The following is a 21,360-nucleotide window of genomic DNA, read 5'->3' on the forward strand; positions in this document are numbered from 1 at the left end:
ATCTGCCCATCAGCTCGTTGGGCAGGGTGACAACGACGACGCCGATGCCCAACCCGGCGGCGAGCTGGGCGTAAGTGTCACCGCATCGCAGACGGGCCAGGGCGCGGAGAGTCTGACGGTTGGCTGTCAGCCGACACCATCGGGTCCCGATCTCCCCTCGCCGGGCAGCGAGTCATCCCGTCAGGCAGCGCAGAGTGCGACTGGACAGGTCGATCGACGACGGGTAGACAAGCACGCGAAGCTCCTGGTGAATGCGGGCGATCTTGGTTGAGAACCCGCCTACCAGGAGCTTCGTCGTTCCACCGATCTGTCCAACACGCGGCCGACATCGTCAGGCTGAAAAAGGCTCAATGGAATGAAATCGTGATAGAGACTCAGGTCACATGTTGGTACCGTAGCATCAACGGAAATTCCTAGATCTCCCCGCGTTCTCCTCGTCCAGTGCAATCTGGAATCCAACTCGTCCTCTGGAAGGACGGCGGCATGAACATGAGAGAGCGTCGCACCATTCCGTTCGACTTCGACATCGGAAACGCGATACAGGAAGTGGTCATCCCCACGGAAAACCCTCTTTTCCGTACCACGGTGTCCCCCAGCGACGCCTCGCTCGTCATCCGGTACACGGTGTTGCTCAACAACGCCTGGTTCGACGCGATCGCGCCGTACCATCCCACAGCGGTGGGCATGGCCTCGCGGCTCGGCCGCCGACCGGCGAGTGAGCATGTGACCAACCGGCAACGCAACATCGCCATCATGTACGCGAGCTACCGGGTACTCAACAGTCAGTTGCCCCAGTTCCGCGCGCAATGGCGCGACATGATGACCTCGACCGGGGTCGACCCGGACAACAACAGCCGCGACCTCACCACGCCCGCAGGAATCGGCAACGCCGCCGGCGAAGCGGTGATCGTCAGCAGGCTACACGACGGCATGAACCAGCTCGGCGACATGGGCGGTCGGAGATATAACCGACAACCCTACGCAGACTACCTCGGATACAAACCGGTCAACACCGCCGACACCATTCACGACCCGTCACGCTGGCAGCCGAACGTGGTAACCCGCGGCAATGGCGTCTTCCGGATCCAGAAATTCGTCACGCCGCAGTTCAGCGTCACGCGTCCCTACTCGTACGACGACCCCCGACAGTTCCGGGTGCCACCACCGGTGAACAGCGACGCGCGGCATAATCCGGCCGGGTACAAACGGCAGGCGGACGAAATCCTGCGCGCCTCAGCCAGTCTGACCGATTACCAGAAGATGCTGGCCGAGAACTTCAATGACAAGTTCTGGGCACTGCCGCCCAGCTACCGGCACATCGCGGCCGTCAACAACTACGACCTCGACCAGTTCGTCTTCATCGACGCCCTGTCCAATGTGGCCCCATTCGACGCCGGCATCGCGGCCTGGCATCACAAACTGCACTACGACTCGGTCCGGCCGTTCACCGCGATCCGCTACCTCTACGGCAATCAGGACGTGACCGCGTGGGGCGGGCCCGGCCAGGGCACCGTCACCGACATCAAGGGAAACGAGTGGCGCAGCTATCTCGAGACAGCGGACCACCCGGAGTACCCGTCGACCTCGGCGGCATACTGCGGCGCGGTGGCCCAGGCGATCCGGCGGTTCACCGGCTCGGATGCCCTCGGCCTGTCGATCCGCGTCGCCAAAGGCTCGTCGCTGGTCGAGCCGGGGATCACGCCGAAAGCCGACACCACGCTCGGCCCGTGGGAGACGCTGACCGAGTGGGAGCAGGCGTGCGGCCTGAGCAGGTTACTGGGTGGCGTGCACTTCCGCTCCGCCATCAAGGCGGGACGGGAACTGGGCAAGCAGGTGGGTGATCGTGCCTACGAGTTCGTCAAAGCCCACATCGACGGCACGGCGCCACCGCCCCCGGACTGCTGACCGGGAAGTGTCGCCGCGGACCCCGGCTGGACCGGTCCGGTTGGGGTCGCCCCCGGGCTGGTCACGGGTGGCGGGGGATCGCCGTAGCCTCGATCTCGCGTCTCGGTGATGTAGATCCGGGCCTCGGCCCGATCAGTCTGGATCGGGTGGAGATGGTGACGACCTCGTCGTCGCCCGCCAGGCCATGACCGTCGACGGCCGCGCAGGCGACGGTGACCTCCACCGGATACGTAGTATCCGCCGCCGTCGCGGCCGCCCTCGAGGACGCCCAGTTCGATGCGCGGCAGGCTTCCCGGCACGCGGACCTGGCCACCGACGAGCGCCGGCAGGCGGAACTGGCCGAGTGGGAGCGCATTGACCGGCTGCTCGCCGCCGCGCCGGGCACTGTGTACGACCCGGACACCGGCGACGTCGTCCAGGCCGAGCTCGCCACGGAGGCCGCGGCCGCCGCCGAACGGGAAGCCGCCGTACGCGAGGCGCAGCGGATCGCGGCCCGCGCCGACGAACTCCAGGCGCTGCGCGAGCTGGGCACGCTGGGGCAGGCCGAGCCCCGCGAGGGCGACGAAGCCGTCCGAGACGAGCTCACCCGCCGCGCCGGGTAGCACGTCCAGGCCGACATCGACGCCTGGCTCGCCCGCGCCCTGGCCGCGCGCCGCGGCCCGCGCGCACCGAGGGATGCGACCAGCCGGACGACACCACCCCTCTCGGCTGTCCGAAGGCCGCCTCATCGACCAGCCGCCTGGGCAGACCCTCCGCATGAACAATCCCCCGACCGGCCCGGCCAGGCCTGCCCTCCTTCCTCCCAGCCCCGACTGGAGCGCCGGCACCGGCTGGTCGGCGACCTGGTGTTCCGGTCCCCGCCGACGGCACACATCGCGTGGGCCCTGATGGACGACGAGCACCGCCGGGTGTTGGAGCTGTGCGACGACATCGCCCGCGACAAGACCTGGCGTGGCTGGAGGAGTCGGTCGCGGAGATCCGCTCGAAGGCCGGCGGCAAGCAGCGGGCCCGGGTCAAGGACGGGCTGATCGTCGCGGTCTTCAGGCGCTACGAGTCCAGAGCCACGGAATCGAGGCCGCTGCTCCACGCGCACGCGATCGTGTCGATCCGCGCCCGGCGGCCCCACGACGGGAAGTGGGGCAACCTGTCGGCGGACTCGCTGATGACCCACATCGTCGCCGCCGACACCCTTTACACCTTGTACTTCATGGAGGAGGTGTCTGCCCGGCTCGGGTGGGCGTGGGTGTCGCGCGAGGTGACGCCCGGCCGCCGGCCCGTCATGGAGATCGCGGGCATCGACCAGCGGCTGATCGACTGGCAGTCGACCCGCCGCCAAGCAGATCGAGGACGCGCTGCCCGTCCTCACCGCCCGATACGAGGAGAAGCACGGGCACGCGCCGGGGGAGCGGGCCGCCTACGCACTCGCCTGCCAGGCCGCCGACCAGACCCGTCCGCCCAAACGCACGCAGAGGCGGTCGCTGACCGGACTGCGCGAGCGATGGCGCCCCTCGGCGATGCGCTTCCAGGGCTCGTCGCTGTTCGTGGACGGCTGCGAGCGAACGGGCCAGGGACGGGATGACAAGGTCGAGCGTCCCGATGCGGGTCACAGCGCCACGCTGGCCTCATGCGCGTCGCCCACGCTCTTGCCCGGCGCCTGTTCAGCTTCTGCGGCGGTCGCGCGGCTGAGTTCCCTCGGTCGCCGGTCTGGGGTGCCGGCTGTACGTGCGACCCTGTGACAGACCCGCCAAACCCAAGGCCATGGCATAGCGTTGAGTGATACGCGCTGCGTGTCTGCGGTGCGTGAGGTGTGTGAAACAGGGAACCGTCGATGGCGTGCGGCGCGCATATGCCCCTGATTCCTCGGAAGTAACTCTCATTTTGCGTGCTTGTAGGGCTGAAGTAAGGGCATTCGGTGGCCAGGAGGTTGATAACGATGGTTCCCCTGCTTCTCGTTCTTCTGCTGGCTCTGATCCTCTTCGGTGCGGGCTTCGCCCTGAAGGCACTGTGGTGGATCGCGGTGATCGTGCTCATCGTGTGGCTGCTCGGCTTCGTCGTCCGCTCCGCGGACAGCGGCGGCCGCAAGGGCCGCTGGTACCGCTGGTAGACGACAAAGCATCCGGCGTGAGGAGCACGCCACGCGCGAGCAACGAGTGGGCCCGGCCGACACGGCCGGGCCCACTGGCGTGAAAGAGAAGCTTCCTTGCGGCCGTTGGGAGAGACCGGGCTTATCGGGCGCACCGCAGGGTACGTGAATCATGCACCGGCCTCGCAGACTCAGCAGTGGAACCCTGCTCCTCCTGTCTGCGGGGCCGGCGCGTATCGGGCAGGCATCTGGCTCCGCCGGGTGGCCGGCCGAGGACCGCGTTGTTGAGCGCAATGAAGTCCCGAAGCAGGGCCTGGTCTGAACGTCGGCGTAGGGGATCACCATGCCGTCCGGGGTGAAGGGGTCGTGGTCGCCGAGGGGGTAGGTGAGGGGATCGGGCATCGGCCTGCTTCGTCTGGCGGGGGAGTGCGTCGCGCCGGCTGAGGAGTACGGCCAGGGCCTGTGCCTCGGGGGCGTCCAGCGTCACGGTGACCAGCCCTGCCCCGAGCTGGTGGACACGGTGCCGGGTCAGACCATGAGCGGTGAGCGCCTGGCGCAGTGCCGCACTCGCTCCGGTCTCCGCTCTGCCGCCGGCCTCGCTCGGGCTGGTTCCGGCTCCGGCCTGTTCGGCGCGCTCCACGAGGGCGGCCGCCGTGACAGACACGACGGCGAGGATATCCGCGCACTCCGGGTCGAGTTGGGCAAGCGCGCCGGCCAGGACCTCCAGGGCGGCGGCCACGTCCTCCACCGCGCTCGCGCTCCACTGCGCCGGGCTGGCGGCGTCGGCCAGCTCACACGCGGCGACGACGGCCTTCTCCGCCAGTTCCTCCACCCTGCCCGGCTCACCAGTCAGCTTCATGTACCGCCTACCTGTGATCAGCGCAAAGTCATGCGCTGATCACATGATGCCGTCCATACCTGCGGCACGGGGATCGCGGGCTGCGCGGCCATCGGCTGAGGCGGCTTCGACACCGCTGGCCGTGTCAGGTCGCCGGGGTACCGGTGAGCCCGTAGACCGGACGTATGGTGCTTCGGCCGCTGGTGGAACCGATGCTGGCGCAGGCCCGTGACACGGAGCCCGCGCCGGGCGCGCTGCCTGGTGAGCTTCGGCCTCAGCCGAAGTTCGACGGCTATCGGGCGATCGTCTTCACCCCGCGCCCGGCGCCCGGGCCGCTGCTGGTGCAGTCCCGCCGCGGCAGCCTGATACAGAGCCGCTTCCCCGACCTCGTACGCGCGGCCGCGGACCTGCCCGACGGCCTGGTGCTCGACGGCGAGCTGGTCGTGTGGGCCGGGGCAGAATGTCGTTCGAGGCGCTCCAACGGCGGGCCGTTTCCGGCGGCCGGACCGCCGCCCGCCTGGCCCAGGAGATGCCGGCGCACTGCATCGCCTTCGACCTCCTCCAACTCGACGGCCAAGAGCTTCTGCCCGTTCCGTACGGCAAAAGGCTGGAGCGGCTGTTCACCGACCACGAGCTGAGTGCCCCGTGGCCGCTCTGCCCGGAGACGGACGATGTGGCGACGGCGCGGGAGTGGCCGACCTCCTGGACACAGGTACCAGGTGTCGAAGGCCTGGTGATCCGAGGCACGCAGCAGCGGTATCTGCCAGGTGCCCGCGCGCTCTACAAGGTGCGCCGCCGGGACACCACCGAAGCGGTCGTCGGAGCAATCACCGGCACCGTGCGCCGGCCGCAGACGCTCGTGCTGGGCCGCCTCGACGAGGCCGGGGTGCTACGGCCGGCACGCAGATGGTCGACGGGCTCCTTGAGCGCTGCCGCGCGGCGGGGGCGGCGATCCGGGCCCGGGTGGATCCTCACATGGACGTCGTACTCGCCGCCGTCGACGTCGCCGCGGTCGTCTCCACCGTCCGCGGCACGTTCGCCCGCCGCCACGTCCTGGCCGAAGCCCGCCGGCACCTGCTGGAGACCCTGCGCGGCCAGGAGTTCACACGCGGCTTGGACGACTACATCGCCCACCGTGCCCTGTCCGACCACTCCCGCCAGCCCACCGTTGCCAGCCCGGCCGCCGACCAGCTATTCTGCACCGCCGACTTCGCCGGGCCCGATCGCTGGTGGATCGTCGGCACCGACGGCAAGCCGCCCCCGCGAGTCGTCCCGGTACGAGCAGGCCCGGGTCGCCAGCCTCGCCGTGCGGAACGCGATCCGCACCGCAGGCACCCCACCCGCCGCCGCACAGGACGCCCCCCCGCCACGACCGCGTCAGCCACCATGCACACCGAAGACCACCACCGTGACCAGCCGTCAGACGCGCCCCACGCTGTCGATCGCAGCGGGCCGCCGCCGTCCACGCCCACCAGCAGGCCGCCATGCCCGAGGAGTACTTGGAGGGCCGGACGACCGACCCCCCGCGACCTGGCTGCGCACGCCGCAGAACCCGGAACGGCTCGCCGCCTTCACCCGCGCGGCCAAGGCCCGCCGCCGCGCCATTGAGGAGGGAGAGACCCCGGCCCGGCCGTCGATCCGGCCGGGCCGGTCGACCGGCGCCGCCGGGAGCACGAGCCGCAGCACCAGCAGCCCGGCCCCGGCCAAGGCCAGGGCCAGGACTTCAGCCGTGACGCGCTGCGGACCCGCCCGGCGGGACGGAGGACGACGTTGCCACTCCAGCAGTCAGAACGCGACCGGCCGCCCAGCCTCAAAGCCTGAGGAGAGAAAGCGAGTTGGCGGGGGAAGCCGCAGATTCCGGGGAACCGTCTCCAACTGCCTCGCCGGGCTTGCGCGGGCCCGAGGCCGGAGTGCCCACGCGTTCATGGCGGTTCGGCCGCCGACGGCTCGGACGAGCTGGGTCTTCTTTTCCAGCCCCGCGCAGCCCTCACCCTTCTTGTCGCGGCGCCGGCGCCGGACGGGATACGTGCCGCCGTGGCCACGGCATGCCGGGGAATGCGCCGGCTGACCCGGCCTTCCGACACGACGGCCTGCTCCGATGAGGAGCCGCCAGACGGCACGAAAGGTGCGGCATCGCCGTGGACGAAATAACGTGAGGATGGGGGCGGGCGAGGACTGCGCCGCGTACGTACGCGGCTGAGAACGATGAGGAGACCGGCCGACGAGACCGCCCAGTACGTCGTCGACGATTAGGTGACGACCAGCGAGGCGGCTGTTTTCCACCTGGGAGACCCCACCGCCCACCGCCCGGGGATCCCTTTCCGACCGTCACCGGGGCGTTCAGCCGCGTCAGTGCGTGCGTGGGACTCCGGGGGATGCACTGACGCGATCTCCGTGACCAAACGATTCTCCGCAGGCCAGAGCCTCCTGCCGCGACGGGCAGGAGGACGGTCTTCACCAAGTTCCCATGAGAAAGGTGCGTCCATGACTTCGCGTGTCGCGGTCCTTTTCCCGGGCCAGGGAGCCTACCTGCCGGGCGTACTCGCCGAACGGCTGCAGTATTTCCCGAAGGCCGTCGAGGTGCTCGAGACGGTTGACGCGGTGGCCGCGGAACACGGCCACGAGCCCGTCTCTCCCCTGCTCTTGGAGCGGGACGCCCCGGCGCCCGAGGAACTCCTGCCCCACGGCAGCGACCGGCTGGACCTGGCGATCTACGCCACGAACGCCGCGGCGTTCGAGGTGTTCGCCGGGATCGGGCAGCGGGCCGATGTCCTGGTCGGCCACAGCTTCGGGGAGTTCGCCGCTCTGTCGGCCGCGGGGGTGGTATCCGTCGCCGACGTCGCGCACATGGCGTGCGCCCGCGCGGAGGCGTTCCAGCGGGCGAAGCCGGCCGAGGGTGGCCTCGTCGCGCTCGACATCCCCGCATGGCGCGCCCAGCACCTCATCGGCCTGCTCGACGACCCACAACTGCGCCTGGCGATCGACAACGGCCCCGAGCAGACCGTCGTTTCCGGCCCTTTGGACTCGCTGCTGAAGGCCGAGGAGACAGCCACGGGCCTGGGTTTCAGGGCCACCCGGTTGCGTGCCGCGTACGCCTTCCACAACCCCCTGCTGTACGGCGCCGCGGACCTCTTCCGGGACGCCACGGCCGGCGTCGAACTGGCCGAACCGCGGGCGGCGGTCTTCTCACCCGTCCTCGGCCGCCATGTGCGGACCGTGGCGGACGCCCGCGAGGTGATCGAGAGGAACATGGTGGCACCCGTGCGGTTCTACGACGCGCTGCTCGCCCTGTTCCGGGACGGTGTCAAAACGTTCGTCGAGGCAGGCGCCCGCCAGGCGCTCACCGGCATGGTCAGGGCGGCCCTGCCCCCTTCCGCGCACGCGGTGCCGCTCCTGCCCAGCCGCGGGGACGTGGACCGCGTCGTCACCTCCCTCACCGACGCGGGCATGACCGTCGACTGGTGCCCGCCGGTGGAGACCGCCCCCAGCCCGTCCGCGAGTACCACCGCGGACGCGCCCCCACGTACCGCCGTGGACGCGCTCGCGAGCACCGCCCCCGAGGTCCCCGGGACGCCCGGGGCGCAGACCGTCCCGTCCGGGCGGGACCGGCCGCACGACCGGGCGAAGATACTCGCCGACCTGGCCGACATATACGCCGAGGACCTCGGCTTCCCCGCAGAGATGCTGACCGCGGACATCGACCTCGAAGCCGACCTCGGCGTGGACTCGGTGAAGCAGGTCGCCCTGTTCCAGCGGGTGCGGGAGCAGTACGGGCTGTCCGAGCCCCCCTCGGAACGACGGGTCCGCGCGACCACCCTGGAGAAGATCGCCGAGCTGGTGGAGGAACTGCGCCGATGAGCGTGTCGGACGGAGCAGACGGGCTGGTCGCCGTGGTGGGCATGGGGGTCGCGGTTCCCGGCGCATGCGGCCCGGGAGAGCTGTGGCGGGCGGTCAACGGCACCCGTGACGTCTTCAGCGAACCGGGCGAGCGCTTCGACCTGAGCAGCTTCTGGTCGCAGGACCCCGAGGAGACCGATCGGACCTACGCGCGGCGCGCCGGCTACCTGCACGACTTCCGGCCCCACCCCGTGCTGGGGGAGAACGAGGAGAAGGCCGGCGGCCCGGGACGCGACCAAGCGGTGCGCTGGCTGACGCACGCCCTCCTGCAGGCGCGCGACGGCATCGGCATCGACCCCGGGTACCGGTGCGGAGCCTACGTCGGTGCATGGCCGGGAGGCAGCCAGAGCCTCGTCGAGTCGGTGCTGGTGGAGACCCTCGGCGCCGCCGCGGACGACGACCGGCAGCGCGAGCGGATCAGGTCCGCCCTCCTCGCGCACTACCGCCACGCCGTGCCCCTCGCCCGGGCCCTCGCCCCCGACGCCCTGGTCCGCGAGGTCTTCTCCGGGCTCCCCGAGCGGATCAGCGAGTCCTTCGTCGTCGACACCGCGTGCGCCTCCTCGCTCTACGCGGTGGACCTGGGGAGCAAGGCCCTCCTCGCGGGCGAGTGCGAGATCGCCTACTGCGGCGGCGTCAACGTCGTGGACCCCACCATGGCGGTCATGTTCGCGAAGCTGAGCGGCCTCTCCCCGCAGGGACGCGTCCGCGCGTTCACCGGGGAGTCCGACGGGACCCTGTTCAGCGACGGAGCGGGCGTCGTGGCGCTGAAGACCCTGCGACGCGCCGAGGAGGACGGCGACCCCGTCCTCGGCGTGCTCCTCGGCTTCGGCGGAGCGGCGGACGGCCGCGGAAGGTCGATCTCCGCCCCCAACCCGGAGGGCCAGCGGCGTGCGGTCCAACGGGCCCGCTCCGTCAACGCCGTCACGGCCGACCAGGTCGACTGGATCGTCGCGCACGGCACCGGCACGCCCGCCGGCGACGGGGTCGAGTCGGAGGTCCTCGCCGAACTCGGCCCCGACGGCGGCCACCTGTGCAGCAGCAACAAACCCGTGTTCGGCCACACCGGCTGGAGCGCCGGCGTCCTGTCGCTCATGCACGCGCTGCTGTCCCTACGCAACGGATGGATCCCCGCACAGCCGGGAGCACGGCGGCCCGGCGGCCGGGAGGCGGGCGGGAGGATCAGGGTCCCGGGCCGGGCCGTCCGCTTCCCGTCCCGGCCGGACGGCCGCCGCAGCGTCGGCGTGTCGGCGTTCGGCTTCGGCGGTACCAACGCCCACCTCCTGGTGGCCGACCGCCCCGACGCCGAGGGGCTGCGCTCCGGCCCGCCGGTGCGCCAGGACTCCGAGGAGCTGGCGCTGGTCGCGTGGTCGGCCCACCTGCCCGGTGAACCCGCCGGCGCACGGGTGCGGGACTGGCTGCGCGGCTCGGCGCCCCCACCGGACGCCTCCTTCCCGGTGCCCTACCCTGCGCCCCCGCCCGCCGAGGTACGCATGTCCGGCCGCACGATGCCGGTCGTCGACCCGTGCCAGCTCATGGCTTTGCAGGTCGCCTCCCGGTTCGTGGCGGAGCACGGCGAACTCTGGGCGGACCTCCGCGAGACCACCGGCGTGATCGCCGCGCACACGGGGATGCCGCGCGGACTGGTCGGTACGGCCCTGCGCTGCTACGCCCACGACGCGACCTCCTTCCTGGAGCGCTCGGGAGACGACCCCGTCTTCACGCACGCCGCCCAGTACCTGGCGGAGGCGCGGCGGCGCCTCCCCGCGACGACGGAGGACTCACAGGCGGGGGTGCTCCCGAACGTCATCGGCTCCCGCGTCGCGGCCCGCTACGACCTGCACGGACCGACCCTGGCCGTCGACTCGGGCAGGGACGGCACGCTCACGGCCCTCCGAGTGGCCCAGCGCTACCTCCGGACGGGCGAACTGGACCTCGCCCTGATCCTGGCGGCCAACGGCAACGGGACCGCCGGGAACTCCGTCCTGGCGGGACTCGGCCCGGTGCCTTCGGGCGAGGGTGCCTTCCTCCTGGCGGTGACCACCACCCGCACCGCCGGACAGCGCGGACTGCCGGTCCTGGCCCGCCTGTCGTTCGACACGACCCCCCGGGACCGGAGCGCGCCGCCGCCCCCGGACCGCAGCTACCTCGCGGCCGACCACGCCGTCGGGATCCTGCGGGCCGTGCAGTCGGCGGCGCTGCCCGCGCGGCTGCCCGCCCACCACCACGACACCGTCCTCCTCGTCACGTCCGCCGACGGGGAGTCCCCGGAGGAGACCGGCCGGGCCCCCCGAACCCTGACCCGCCGCTACCGGCGGGAACTCACGCCCGGCCCCGCACCGCACACGGGCGGACGACCGGACCGGGTGCTGCCCCGGCGGGGCGTCGTGCTGCTGGCGTCCGCCGAAGCCGGCGCACCGATCCGGCACGAGATCGAGGACAGCGACTCCCTCGTGCTGGAACTGCCCGCCCAGGACGACGGGAAGCCGTCCGGGACGGCGTTCGGCAGGATGCTCGCGGCCGTCGACACAGCCGCCCCCCACCTGACGGTGATCGGTACCCCGAGCGCCGACGGCCTGCCCCGCACCCTGGCCCTCCACGACGCGCTCCTCCTCGTCACCCAGCGGATCTGGCCCCGCTGGCAGCCGGAGAGCTCAGTGGCCGTCCTCCTGGCGGGAGAGCGCGGCGACCGCTCGGCCCACCCGGCCGCCGCCCTCTTCGGCGGGTTCGTGAAGAGCTTGCGGTGGGAGCGGACCGGCGCGGTCGTCCTCGCCGTCACGGCCGACGAACCCCTCACCGGTGACCTGCTCGCCCGCGTCGCGCGGGAGCGGACCGCCCGCCCCCTGCCGCCGCCCGTCATCTCCTACCTCCAGGGACGCCGCTGGGTGGAGGCGCTGGTCCCGGCCCCGCTCGCGGCCCCGACCCTGCCGTCGGACCTGCCCCTGAGCGACGACTCCGTCGGCGTGGTCACAGGCGGCGCGGGAGGCATCGCCCAGGCCCTGCTCACCGCCCTGGCGGAGCACACCAGGCCCACCCTGTGGCTCCTGGGACGCACCCCCGCCGAACCCCTGCCCCCAGAGCTGGCCGACTTCGACGAGACCCGGCCGGCAGCGGTGCGCGCGGCCCTCATGCGCAGGATCCGGGCGGACCATCCCGACGCGTCCCCGCAATCGGTGGTGGCCCGGGCCGACGCCCTGCTGAAGCAGCGGGACGTGCACCGCGCGGTGCGGGCGCTGAGGTCCCGGTACGGGGACCAGCGGGTGAAGTACGCCGTCTGCGACCTGCTGGACCGCGACGCCGTCCGGGAGACCGTCGCCCACGTGCTCCGCAGCGAGGGGCGGGTCGACTTCGTCATCCACGCCGCGGGCCGGGTGACGTCGACGATGCTGGACAGAAAACGCATCGGAGCCTTCCGCGCCACCCGCGACACCAAGGTCCTCGGCCACCTGCACCTCAGATCCGCGCTGGAGGCCCACCCGCCGTCCCTGTGGTGCAACATCGGCTCCTACTCCGGTGCCGCGGGCGCCCCCGGGGACACCGACTACGCCTCAGGCAACGCCTACCTGGATGCGGTGGCCGAGACCGCGACGGGCCACCGGGAGTTCACTGTCGGCTTCACGATGTGGCGCCAGACCGGCATGGGGGCGGACGCCTTGTTCCAGGAGCACGTTTCCCGCGAAGGGCTCTTCACCCCCATCTCGACGGAGGAGGGGACCCGCCAGTTCCTGGAGGAACTGGCGGCCTCCGCCCGGACCGGCGGCTCGGCGACGTACCTGGGCCGGACGGAGACGGACCGGCTGCTTCTGCACATGCCCGGACTGGTCCGCGACAGGGCGGCCTCGCGGCCCGCGGCCAGGTTGTGGCCCGCTTGGCGGACGGCGCCGGACGGAGCCGCGAACGGCAGCCGGAAGTGGGCCCACCCGGCGGATCCGGAGCAGGAACGCCACCTCTTCGACCACCTCGTCGGCGGTGAACCCACCGTGCCCGCCACGTTCATCCTGGACATGGCGGCCCAGGCCGCCGAGGCGCTGGTCCCGGGGACCTTCACGACCGGGTTCCGAGACGCCCGCTTCGACACCTTCATCCGCCCGTTCAGCCGCCGGATGCCCTCCCCTTTGCGGATCGACGCGCAACTGACGCACCGGCAGACCGAGGGCGGCGAAGACCGCGCCACGGTGGCGGTGAGCATCCATTCCGACACCCTCGGACCGGACGGCCTGCCGCGCCCGGGAGCGCTTCGCCACTTCCGGACCGACGTGCTGCTGTCCCGCACCCCGCCGGACGCCCCGCCACCGGACCGCCCGCGGCAGAAGCGCCCGGCCGGCCCCGCCGCCGCGCGGGACCCCTACGCCTCCCAGGAGGCTCTGGTCTCCCTGCGCGGCCCCTTCCGGAACCTCTCGCGCTGCTTCCTGGACGGCGACCTCGCCTCCGGCACCTGGACGCCCTCGCTCGCGGGGAACCCCGGGCTGCGCACGATGACGATACCGGCCCTCCTCATGTGCGCGGTGCTCCGGACGTCCGCCCTCCGCCCGCCGGGCGCACCCCACCAACCCCTGTACGTGCCCCGCTCGATCGGACGCGTCGACCTGCACACGCACGGGGCCAACGACCACGACCTGCTGCTCCGGTACGGACACGGGCTCACCGTCTCCCTCGACGCAAATGGGACCTACCGCGCCGTCGCACCCGACGGCCGGCTCCTGCTGGCGATGTCCGGCGCGGAGCTGGTCGACCTGGCGGGGTGACAGGCCCGTGGAGCACCACCACGACGCGGAGGAGCGGAGGAGGACCGTGGACGGCACGTACTGCGTGGTCACCGGTGCCACCTCGGGGATCGGCAAGGAGATCGCCCGGGGACTCGTCAGAAGGTGCGCCCACGTGGCGATCGTGTGCCGCGACCGGGCCCGGGGTGAGGCAGTACGCGCCGAACTGGCTGCACAGGGAAACGGCATCGACGTCCGCATGTTCCAGGCCGACGTCTCCGTACTGGCGGACGTCCGCCGGGTCGCCGGGGAACTGTGCGCGTACCTCCCGCGCCTCGACGTCCTCGTCAACAACGCCGGGACGCACGACCCGCGGCCGGCCGTCAGCGCCGACGGGTTCGACAGGATGATCGCCACCAACCACCTGGGGCCCTTCCTGCTCACCAACCTCCTGGCGGACCTGATGGAGCGCAGCGCGCCCGCCCGGATCGTCATGGTCGCCTCCGAGTCCCACCGGAGCGTCCTGCGGGTCGACCCCCGCACCTTCGCCGACCCCGGTGCGTACGGCCCGATCGGCTCGCTCGCCGTGTACGCCCGTTCCAAGCTGCTCAACGTGCTCATGGCCCAGGAGGTCGCGCGCAGGTGGACCCCGCGAGGCATCACGGCCAACGCGTTCTGCCCCGGCCTGGTCGCCACCGGGCTCGCCAGGCACCTGCCGATGGGCACCCGCCTGCTCGCCCTCGCGAGCAGAACACCTCTCGTCCACAGTCCCACCGAGGGCGCCGAGCACGCCCTCCGCCTTGCCCTGGACCCGCGGTTCGCCGGCCGGAGCGGAGGGTTCTACTCCTCCGTGCCCGGAGCCGACCTGCTGCCGCCCGCCCTTCCCCGGTTCCGGACCGACGTGCAGTGCGCGGTCTGGGACCGGTCCCTGGAACTGGTGGGCCTTTCGTGACGGCCCCGGAAGAGGAGCACACCGTGCAGGACGAGACACCGAGGACAGCGCCCGGCGACGACCGCTGGCCGGTCGGAGGATGGACCTCACCGGGCCCGATGAACGGCACCGACACCTTCTTCTGGCGGATGGGCGCGAACCCGCTGACACGGCCCCACGTCACCTGGACCTGGTTCCTGGACAAGCCACCCGACCGCAGTGCCTTCCTCGACGGCTGCCGGTGGATCGTCGGGAAACTGCCCCGGCTGACCCACCGGGTTGCCGACACACCCCTGCGGGCCGGCACACCGGTGTGGGAACCGGACCCTGACTTCCGCCTCACCCGGCACGTCCACCGGATGAGGCTCCCCGACCCGGCGGGCCCGCGTGAGCTGCTCGACCTGATCGAGTGGCGCAACAGCACGGACTTTGACCCGCTGCACCCTCCTTGGGAGGCCACGGTGGTTGAGGGGTACGAACGGGAACGTGCCGCGATCGTCCTGAAGTGGCACCACAGCGTCGGCGACGCGGTCACCATCGTGGCGGCCCTGAGCAGACTCCTCCCGCAGTCCGCGCGGGTGAACCTTCCCGACAACCTCCCGCACTTCGGGGAGGGGAAGGCCCGCGTCCCGGCCGCCACCGCGCGCCTCTTCCCGGCCTCGGCGGCCCACGGCGTCACCGAAGGGACGAGAGCGGCCCTGTGGGAAGCCGTCCGGGCGCTCTCGTCCCCGGGCGACGCCGCAGACAGCGGCCGGCGCGTGGCACGGAGCCTCGTCCAGATGATGCAGCCCGTCAGGCCTTCGCCCCTCCTGCGCAGACGCAGTCCGGCGATCCGCTGCGGCATGGCCACCGTGCCCCTGGCGGGCCTGAAGGCCGCGGGCAAGGCCGCCGGCGCGTCGGTGACGGCGGCCTACGTTTCGGCGGTGCTGGGGGCGTTCCATCGCTACCACGACCACCACGGGAGCTCCCACAAGAGCCTGCCGACCCTGGTGCCGGTGAACATCCGCACTCCGTACGAGTACGGCGCGGGCAACATCGTCGCCTCCGTGCGGGTGGCGGGCCCCATCGGTGACATGCCGTCGCCCGCCCGCACGGCGGCCCTGCACGCCCTGATCGCCGAGGCCCGCGAAACCCTCGTCCGGGGCTTCTACACCACGCTGGTCGACCTGGGCTCCGGCCTGCCGGGCCTGGTGCACCGGTGGCTCGTGCCGCCGGTGCTGAAGAGCGTCGACATCGTGGTGACCAGCGTGCCCGGGTTCTCCCGCACCACGTACGCGGCGGACGCCCGGGTGCTCGGCACCGTACCCTGGGCCCCCCGCGGCGGTGCCGCGGCGAACATCTCGATGTCCTCGCACAACGGTACGTGCACCATCGGCACCAACCTCGACCCGGCGGCGATCACCGACCCGGACCTCTTCCACCACTGCCTGGAGCAGAGCCTCCAGGAAACGATCACCCTCTGACCCCGGCCCCGCCCGTCCGCGTGCGGGACGAGCGTTCCCCGCCACGACCCGCGCCGACGAGGACAGGCGGGCGGACGGTACACCGAAGCCACTGACAGGAGGCCTGTGTGGTGCGTCTTCCCCTCGACGACGAACTGCGCGCCGAACGGCACCGGCTGCTCGCCACGCTGGAGGCGCTGCCGGACGAGACGTTCGAGACCGGCTCCACCTTGTGCGACGGGTGGTCCCCCCGCGATGTTCTCGGGCATCTGCTCGGCGTGGACCGTGCCGTGGCCTCCTACCTGTGGTACGGCCCGTGTCTCGGCGCCGCCAACCGGGCGCAGGTGGAGCGGGCCCGCTCGCTGCCGCGCGACCGCCTGATGGAGAAGGCCGCGAGATGGGCGGACCGTCCGCCCTGGACGAGCCGCCTGGGCGCCATGGTCGTACTGGGCGACCTCGCCGTCCACCACCAGGACATCGTGCGCGGCCTCGGACTGGAGAGGGATGTCTCGGCGCCCGTGTCCACGCTCATCCTCTGGGACGGGGCGATGCTCAGTTGCCAGACCAACCTGAGGATCATCCGCCACCGGATCGTCCCGACGGACGGCCACCCCCCGATCGGAAGCTTCCCGGTCCCGGGCGTACCCGAGGTCCGCGGTACCAGGGAGGCACTCGGGCTGTGGCTCGCCGGCCGCGACTCGGTGGCGGACGAACTGCGTTTCACGTGAGGGCGTTCCGGGCCGGACGCGCCCCGCTTTCCGCCGGATGGCCGGACGCCGCACCCACCTGGCCGCCCACCGACCGCACGGCCGCGCACCACACGAGGAGGAAGACGTGGAAGAACCACCGATGACCGAACGGCGCGTCCTCGTCCAGGGGCTGTCGACCCTCTTCTACGAGGCGGGGGAGGGTCCGGTCGTCCTCCTGGTGCCCGGTGTCGCCTCCGACGCCCAGGACTGGTTCCAGGTCATACGGGCACTGGCCGCGACGCACCGCGTCATCGCGCTGTCGCTGCCCGGCATGGGAGGGACCAGCCCCGGACAGAGCGTGCACCCGGACTCCATGGCCTCCTTCGTCGCCGACTTCCTCGACGTCCTGGAGGTGGGACCCGTCGTCGCCGTGGGGCACTCCTACGGCGGGCACGTCGTCACCGAACTGACCCTCGCGCACCCGCACCTCGTCACCCGCCTGGCACTGGTCGACTCCGGAGGGCTCGGGCGAGCGGCACACCCGGTAGCCATCGCGCTGTCGCTGCTGCCCGAGCGCGCCGCCGACGCCTTCTCCGCCCTCGTCTCCCTCCCGGGCGGCTCGATCGCGTTCACCGTCGCGAGCAACTTCCTCCTGCGGCAGCCCTGGAGAGTTCCGTCGCGGACCTGGGCCACCCACCTGCGGCTGGCCCGCTCGCGCCTGTCGCTGCGGACGTCGCTGAAGGTCTTCCGCACGTGCGGGAGCCTCACCGGGCAGCGCGAGGACATCGTAGTGACCGACCGCCTGCACGAGATCGACGTGCCCACCCTGGTGATCTGGGGAAGGCTGGACCAGCTGTTCCCGGTGTGGCAGGGACGGGCGGCGGCCCGTCGGCTGCCGGCCGGGCGGTTCACCGTCCTGGAAGGCGCGGGGCACGTCGCCCACCTGGACAGCCACGAGGAGTTCATGGACGCCCTCGGCCCCTTCGTGCGCGACGACCTGGACCAGGTGGAGCGGAACGCGCGCGCGGACGCCGGCGAGGGAGGACGGTGGTGAGCGGACACCTGCCGGGGGACGGGCCGGCGGCACCTCCCACCTCCGGCGCGGCGGGGCCCGGGTCCCCCGCACCGGCGGGGAAGGCGGACACCTCCGACGGGGGCGCCCCGTCGCTGGTCGGCCGGGCGCACGTCGACCGCGAGGAACGCCACCGGGTGGTGATCGTCGGATCGGGTGTGGGCGGGAGCGTCGCGGCGTTCAGACTGGCCGAGGCCGGGGTGGACAACGTGGTCCTGGAGCGGGGCCGGCGCTGGCCGGTCACGCCCGCCGGGGACACGTTCCCCGCGTTTCCGTCGACGGACCGCCGCCTGGTGTGGCTGGACGGTGACTCCTCTCCCGTACCACCGTCCCACGCGCCCCTGATGTCCCGGCTCCGCCGGGCGGTTTCGGCGGCCCTCCCGCGTTCGACCGGACTGATGGAGGTCGTCGCGCAGGAGAACGCCGTCATCGTCTGCGGTGCGGGGGTTGGTGGCGGGACCCTGGTCTACGGCGGTGTGCTGGTCCAGCCCCGGCCAGGACCGTTCCGACGGCTGTTCCCCCCGGAACTGGACTACGAGGAACTCGACCACGTCCACTACCCGCGTGCCCGGCGGCGGTTGGCGGCCTCCCCGTTCCCCGACGACCTGCTGGTCCGGGGCCCCTACCGGGCCAACCGCCTCTGGAGCGTCGCCGCGAAGAGGTCGGGTCTGCCGAGTGAGACCGTCATGGGCACCTACGACTTCGACGCCGTCCGGGAGGAACTCGATGGCAGGCGCAGGGCCTCGTTCGCCGTCGGCCAGTACCACTTCACCGGCTGCAACAGCGGAGCCAAGCTGAGCGTCGACCGCACGTATCTGGCCCGGGCCGAAGCCACCGGGAGGACCTCGGTACGGCCCCTCCACCGGGTGACCCGCGTGGCGCAGGAAGCCGGCGGCCGGTACCGCGTCACCGCCGAACGGCTGGACGAGCACGCAACCGTGGTGGAGCGCCTGGCCTTCGTCTGCGACCGGCTCGTACTCGCCGCGGGGGTCCAGACCCCTCGCCTCCTGGTGACCGCGCGGGAGACCGGGGACCTGCCGCGGCTCCATGAGTCCGTCGGCGACGGATGGGGCTCCAACGGCGACCGGGTGACCCTTCTGAGGACGTCGTCCCCGCCCGTCGGCGCACCACAGGGCGGCCCTCCCGCGATCCTCGTGCGCAACCGTGAGGGCACTGCCACGGTGATGCCCTCACCCCTGCCGCTCCCCGTGGGCCCGGGGCTCCTCGCCTGCCTCGGGATGGGCGTCTCCGACCGCTGCGGACGGTGGGTGCCGACCCGGGGCGGAGGCACCAGGCTGGACTGGGCGGCCGAGAACGACGCGACCTCCTGGCGAGCGGTGGACGACCTCGTACGCCAGGTCGCGCGCCACTTCCCCGTGGAGACCGCGCCGACGCCCGCCCGCCCCTCCCTCCCCCTCGTCGCGCACCCGGTCGGCGGTGCCGTGCTGGGCACGAGCACGGACGCCTACGGGAGGCTGCACGGTCACCGCGGCCTGTACTGCCTGGACGGCGCCCTCATGCCGGGCTCCACCGCCGCAGTCAACCCTGCCCTGACCATCGCGGCGGTGGTCGAGCGGTGCCTCGACCACATCACCGCGGACTTCACCACCGTCTGAAGACGCACCGACAGGCACGATGGCGAGGATCTCCGCGCAGGACGGCAGGCGGCCGCCGACGACTACACCCGCCCCGTCGGACGCGGCCGGAGGATGACCGCCGACCTGCGCGCTCTGTACCCGCGCGACACCGAGGAGGAGGCCGTGCCGCGTCCGCTGACCCGCAAGCGCACAGCGGCCCCGCACGAACGGGCCTGCCTCGCCGCCGACGCCCTGGCCGCCCGGGTCCGCGCAGCGCGACGGGCGGAGCGCCTGGGCTCCCGCCCCGCCCGTACGCCGTCGCGGTGCCCGCCGCCTCGAGGTCGTACCCGCGGCCCTTCCGCGACAGCCGGGAGGACGGCCGCCTCCTGGAGCCGGAGACCGGCGTCAACGTCGACGCGGTGGAGCAGATCCGCCAGACCCTCGACGCCGCCGCGAAGGTGGCCGCCACGATCCGGGACAGCCGGAAGGCACGCGAAGCCGCACGCAGCCTGCGTCCGCAGCCCGCCCGGGCGGCAGCCCCGCCGCCGCACACCCAGCAGCCGGCACCCGGCACACACCGGGCCGAACCACAGGAGGAGTCGCGTGAGCACCCCGGACGAACGCCTCAACTCCGACGAAGCTATCGCCCGCGCCCAAGCGGCCGCGCGAAGAGGGCCGCCGCGCTCGACAAGGTTCAGGAGTCCGGGGCCGCCGAGCCCCTGGGATGGCAGCCGGCTTGGAAGCGGCCCCGCAAGCCGAAGTCGAAGGCGGTGAAGAAGGCAGAGCTGCGTAAGCAGCGGGCGCGGCTGAAGGCCGCCGGACGGCGCCGCCTTGCCGCCGGGCAGTCGCGCCGGCTCTGGTCCCGGCAGAACCGGATCGGCAACACGGCCGCGCGCCGCGCCCCAGCTGCGGCACTTCACCGCCTGGCTGTGGTGACGGTGCCGGGCATCGTCCACTGAGTGGAGTCCACCTGATGCCGCGCATCGCCACCGGATGCAGAACATCGAGTGGAGTCCACTTCGGTGCGCCGGACGACGGTGGACTCCGCCGTGGTGCGCACCGTGATGGTGCGCTACCGCGTCCGGCACCGCACTACTCCGGCGATGCCTGGCACTCTCGCGCCCCGGTGCGCCGCACTCGACGCTCCGCTCTGGTGTGTCCGCCGTCGGGTGCGGCGGGACACGCGCGACCCCCTTGTCCGGCTCCGCTACCGCGATGTTTCCCCTTGCCATGGCCGGTTTCGGCTGGCGAGCAGGTCCCGGCCAAGGGGGCGTGTGATAGAGGCGCCCCGGCTGTAGCGCACGCCTCGGTGCGGTTCTCGGCAGCGCTGCGGATGGCAGGGGTGCGTTCCCGGTGCGCACCGCACCACCGCCGTCCCGGAGGTGTGGCTACCTGGTGGTGCGGTGCGCCGGGTGCGCCTCCATCGCCTGCTTCATCCCCGCGGCCTCCAGCTGGCGCAGGACGTCGGCGACGTCGCCGTGGTCCTCGGTGAGGGTGTTCTCGGTGAAGCGGATGATGGTCCGGGCGATGCCCGGCGGGAAGGCCAGGCGGGCGTCGTCGCCGTGGCGCAGGACCTCCAGCAGCAGTCGTCCGAGTGCCGCCGCCAGGAAGGCGCGCGCACGGCTCCCCGTCGCAGTCGTCCACGGCGGTGACCGGGGCGACGATGTGCGCGGCGACGTCCAGGAGGAGCCGGCGCAGCCCGGGGCCCGTGTCGTTGGCGACCGCGCCGGCGGTGTCGATGTCCCCGGCCTGCAGCGCCCGGACGTAGGCGAGGTCGTCCAGTTCCATCGGGGCGAGCTGACGGTTTTCTTGGTCATGGTGGCTCCTCATCGTCGGGCCGCCCTGCTGATCGCGGCGGCCTCGAAGCCACCCTTGAACCGCGGCGCTGTGGACAGAGTCCGGCCGCCGGAGGGGGAGAACTCTCGCCCTCCGGGTTTGTCCTCCGACGCGGAAGTTGGACAGCTTGCCAACGGAGTTGGACCGATCAAGCGGCCAGTCCCCAGCTTCCCCGGATTCAGCGTCTTGGGCTGAATCCGTTCACAGCACCGTCATGGCTGATGAACCCTCTTGCATGTTCTATGGCATACCCCATAACTTACTGGCTGGTAGCTCGCTTGCGGCGGGCCGCACCGTCGTCGGAAGGGTGGTGGGCGGGTGAGTCCGCGCAAGAGTGAAAGCCGTGACCGGATGATCCTCAGTGCCGCTGCTCTGCTGCGGGAGTACGGG

General features: G+C 72.1%; 14 protein-coding genes and 2 pseudogenes. 13 read left to right on the forward strand and 3 right to left on the reverse strand.

From position 1 onward, the window contains the following. Positions 1–483: 483 nt before the first annotated feature. From ACZ4W9_RS13400 to ACZ4W9_RS13415, 4 genes and pseudogenes are all read left to right on the forward strand, one after another. The gene (locus tag ACZ4W9_RS13400; protein ID WP_467935308.1) at positions 484–1,905 is read left to right on the forward strand and encodes a vanadium-dependent haloperoxidase; all 1,422 of its coding nucleotides are present in this window, start codon (positions 484–486) and stop codon (positions 1,903–1,905) included. A 212-nt stretch (positions 1,906–2,117) separates the two neighbouring features. Continuing rightward, complete coding sequence (locus tag ACZ4W9_RS13405) at positions 2,118–2,507, forward strand: hypothetical protein (RefSeq protein ID WP_467935310.1); 390 nt, start codon at positions 2,118–2,120, stop codon at positions 2,505–2,507. Between the two features lie 317 nt (positions 2,508–2,824). After that, positions 2,825–3,280, forward strand: a pseudogene (locus ACZ4W9_RS13410) (relaxase domain-containing protein); the annotation flags it as partial. A gap of 558 nt (positions 3,281–3,838) precedes the next feature. After that, a complete protein-coding gene (locus ACZ4W9_RS13415) occupies positions 3,839–4,009 on the forward strand; it encodes a DUF5670 family protein (RefSeq protein ID WP_037661814.1) in 171 nt (56 codons plus the stop codon). Between the two features lie 121 nt (positions 4,010–4,130). Here the strand turns inward: ACZ4W9_RS13415 and ACZ4W9_RS13420 are convergent, their stop codons facing one another. After that, complete coding sequence (locus ACZ4W9_RS13420; protein ID WP_467935311.1) at positions 4,131–4,847, reverse strand: hypothetical protein; 717 nt, start codon at positions 4,845–4,847, stop codon at positions 4,131–4,133. Positions 4,848–5,286: 439 nt separating this feature from the next. On the opposite strand from ACZ4W9_RS13420, the pseudogene ACZ4W9_RS13425 reads away from it, so the two are divergent. Next, positions 5,287–5,556 (forward strand): annotated as a pseudogene (locus ACZ4W9_RS13425) (DNA ligase-like domain-containing protein); the annotation flags it as partial. Positions 5,557–5,606: 50 nt separating this feature from the next. Here ACZ4W9_RS13425 and ACZ4W9_RS13430 read toward each other — a convergent pair. Further along, entirely contained in the window at positions 5,607–5,960 is a 354-nt protein-coding gene (locus ACZ4W9_RS13430; protein WP_467935329.1) for a hypothetical protein, read from the reverse strand. A gap of 1,350 nt (positions 5,961–7,310) precedes the next feature. Here ACZ4W9_RS13430 and ACZ4W9_RS13435 point away from each other — a divergent pair. From ACZ4W9_RS13435 to ACZ4W9_RS13470, 8 genes are all read left to right on the forward strand, one after another. After that, positions 7,311–8,684 (forward strand): acyltransferase domain-containing protein, encoded by a 1,374-nt coding sequence (locus tag ACZ4W9_RS13435; protein WP_467935312.1) that lies wholly within the window; start codon positions 7,311–7,313, stop codon positions 8,682–8,684. Further along, on the forward strand, positions 8,681–13,465 hold the full coding sequence (locus ACZ4W9_RS13440) for a beta-ketoacyl synthase N-terminal-like domain-containing protein (RefSeq protein ID WP_467935314.1): 4,785 nt from the start codon (positions 8,681–8,683) through the stop codon (positions 13,463–13,465). Before ACZ4W9_RS13435 ends, ACZ4W9_RS13440 begins: the two co-directional genes overlap by 4 nt. 7 nt (positions 13,466–13,472) lie before the next feature. Next, positions 13,473–14,375 (forward strand): SDR family NAD(P)-dependent oxidoreductase, encoded by a 903-nt coding sequence (locus ACZ4W9_RS13445; RefSeq protein ID WP_467935315.1) that lies wholly within the window; start codon positions 13,473–13,475, stop codon positions 14,373–14,375. After that, a complete protein-coding gene (locus tag ACZ4W9_RS13450) occupies positions 14,372–15,817 on the forward strand; it encodes a wax ester/triacylglycerol synthase domain-containing protein (RefSeq protein WP_467935316.1) in 1,446 nt (481 codons plus the stop codon). The genes ACZ4W9_RS13445 and ACZ4W9_RS13450 overlap by 4 nt, the downstream gene beginning before the upstream one ends. Positions 15,818–15,924: 107 nt before the next feature. Beyond that, the gene (locus ACZ4W9_RS13455; RefSeq protein WP_467935318.1) at positions 15,925–16,524 is read left to right on the forward strand and encodes a maleylpyruvate isomerase family mycothiol-dependent enzyme; all 600 of its coding nucleotides are present in this window, start codon (positions 15,925–15,927) and stop codon (positions 16,522–16,524) included. Positions 16,525–16,630: 106 nt separating this feature from the next. Further along, entirely contained in the window at positions 16,631–17,539 is a 909-nt protein-coding gene (locus tag ACZ4W9_RS13460) for an alpha/beta fold hydrolase (RefSeq protein WP_467935319.1), read from the forward strand. After that, complete coding sequence (locus ACZ4W9_RS13465) at positions 17,536–19,173, forward strand: GMC oxidoreductase (protein WP_467935320.1); 1,638 nt, start codon at positions 17,536–17,538, stop codon at positions 19,171–19,173. Before ACZ4W9_RS13460 ends, ACZ4W9_RS13465 begins: the two co-directional genes overlap by 4 nt. A 380-nt stretch (positions 19,174–19,553) precedes the next feature. Continuing rightward, positions 19,554–20,093: a hypothetical protein gene (locus tag ACZ4W9_RS13470; protein ID WP_467935322.1), complete on the forward strand. Its 540-nt coding sequence runs from the start codon at positions 19,554–19,556 to the stop codon at positions 20,091–20,093. Between the two features lie 429 nt (positions 20,094–20,522). On the opposite strand, the gene ACZ4W9_RS13475 is transcribed toward ACZ4W9_RS13470, so the two are convergent. After that, complete coding sequence (locus ACZ4W9_RS13475; protein ID WP_467935323.1) at positions 20,523–20,951, reverse strand: hypothetical protein; 429 nt, start codon at positions 20,949–20,951, stop codon at positions 20,523–20,525. Positions 20,952–21,360 lie beyond the last annotated feature (409 nt).

It is taken from the genome of Streptomyces sp. NPDC029296 (assembly GCF_055569255.1).

Coding starts and splice junctions, on each gene's coding strand:
- ACZ4W9_RS13420 (WP_467935311.1), bottom strand. CDS start 4,847: ATGAAGCTGACTGGTGAGCCGGGCAGGGTGGAGGAACTGGCGGAGAAG.
- ACZ4W9_RS13475 (WP_467935323.1), bottom strand. CDS start 20,951: ATGACCAAGAAAACCGTCAGCTCGCCCCGATGGAACTGGACGACCTCG.
- ACZ4W9_RS13440 (WP_467935314.1), top strand. CDS start 8,681: ATGAGCGTGTCGGACGGAGCAGACGGGCTGGTCGCCGTGGTGGGCATG.
- ACZ4W9_RS13400 (WP_467935308.1), top strand. CDS start 484: ATGAACATGAGAGAGCGTCGCACCATTCCGTTCGACTTCGACATCGGA.
- ACZ4W9_RS13435 (WP_467935312.1), top strand. CDS start 7,311: ATGACTTCGCGTGTCGCGGTCCTTTTCCCGGGCCAGGGAGCCTACCTG.
- ACZ4W9_RS13415 (WP_037661814.1), top strand. CDS start 3,839: ATGGTTCCCCTGCTTCTCGTTCTTCTGCTGGCTCTGATCCTCTTCGGT.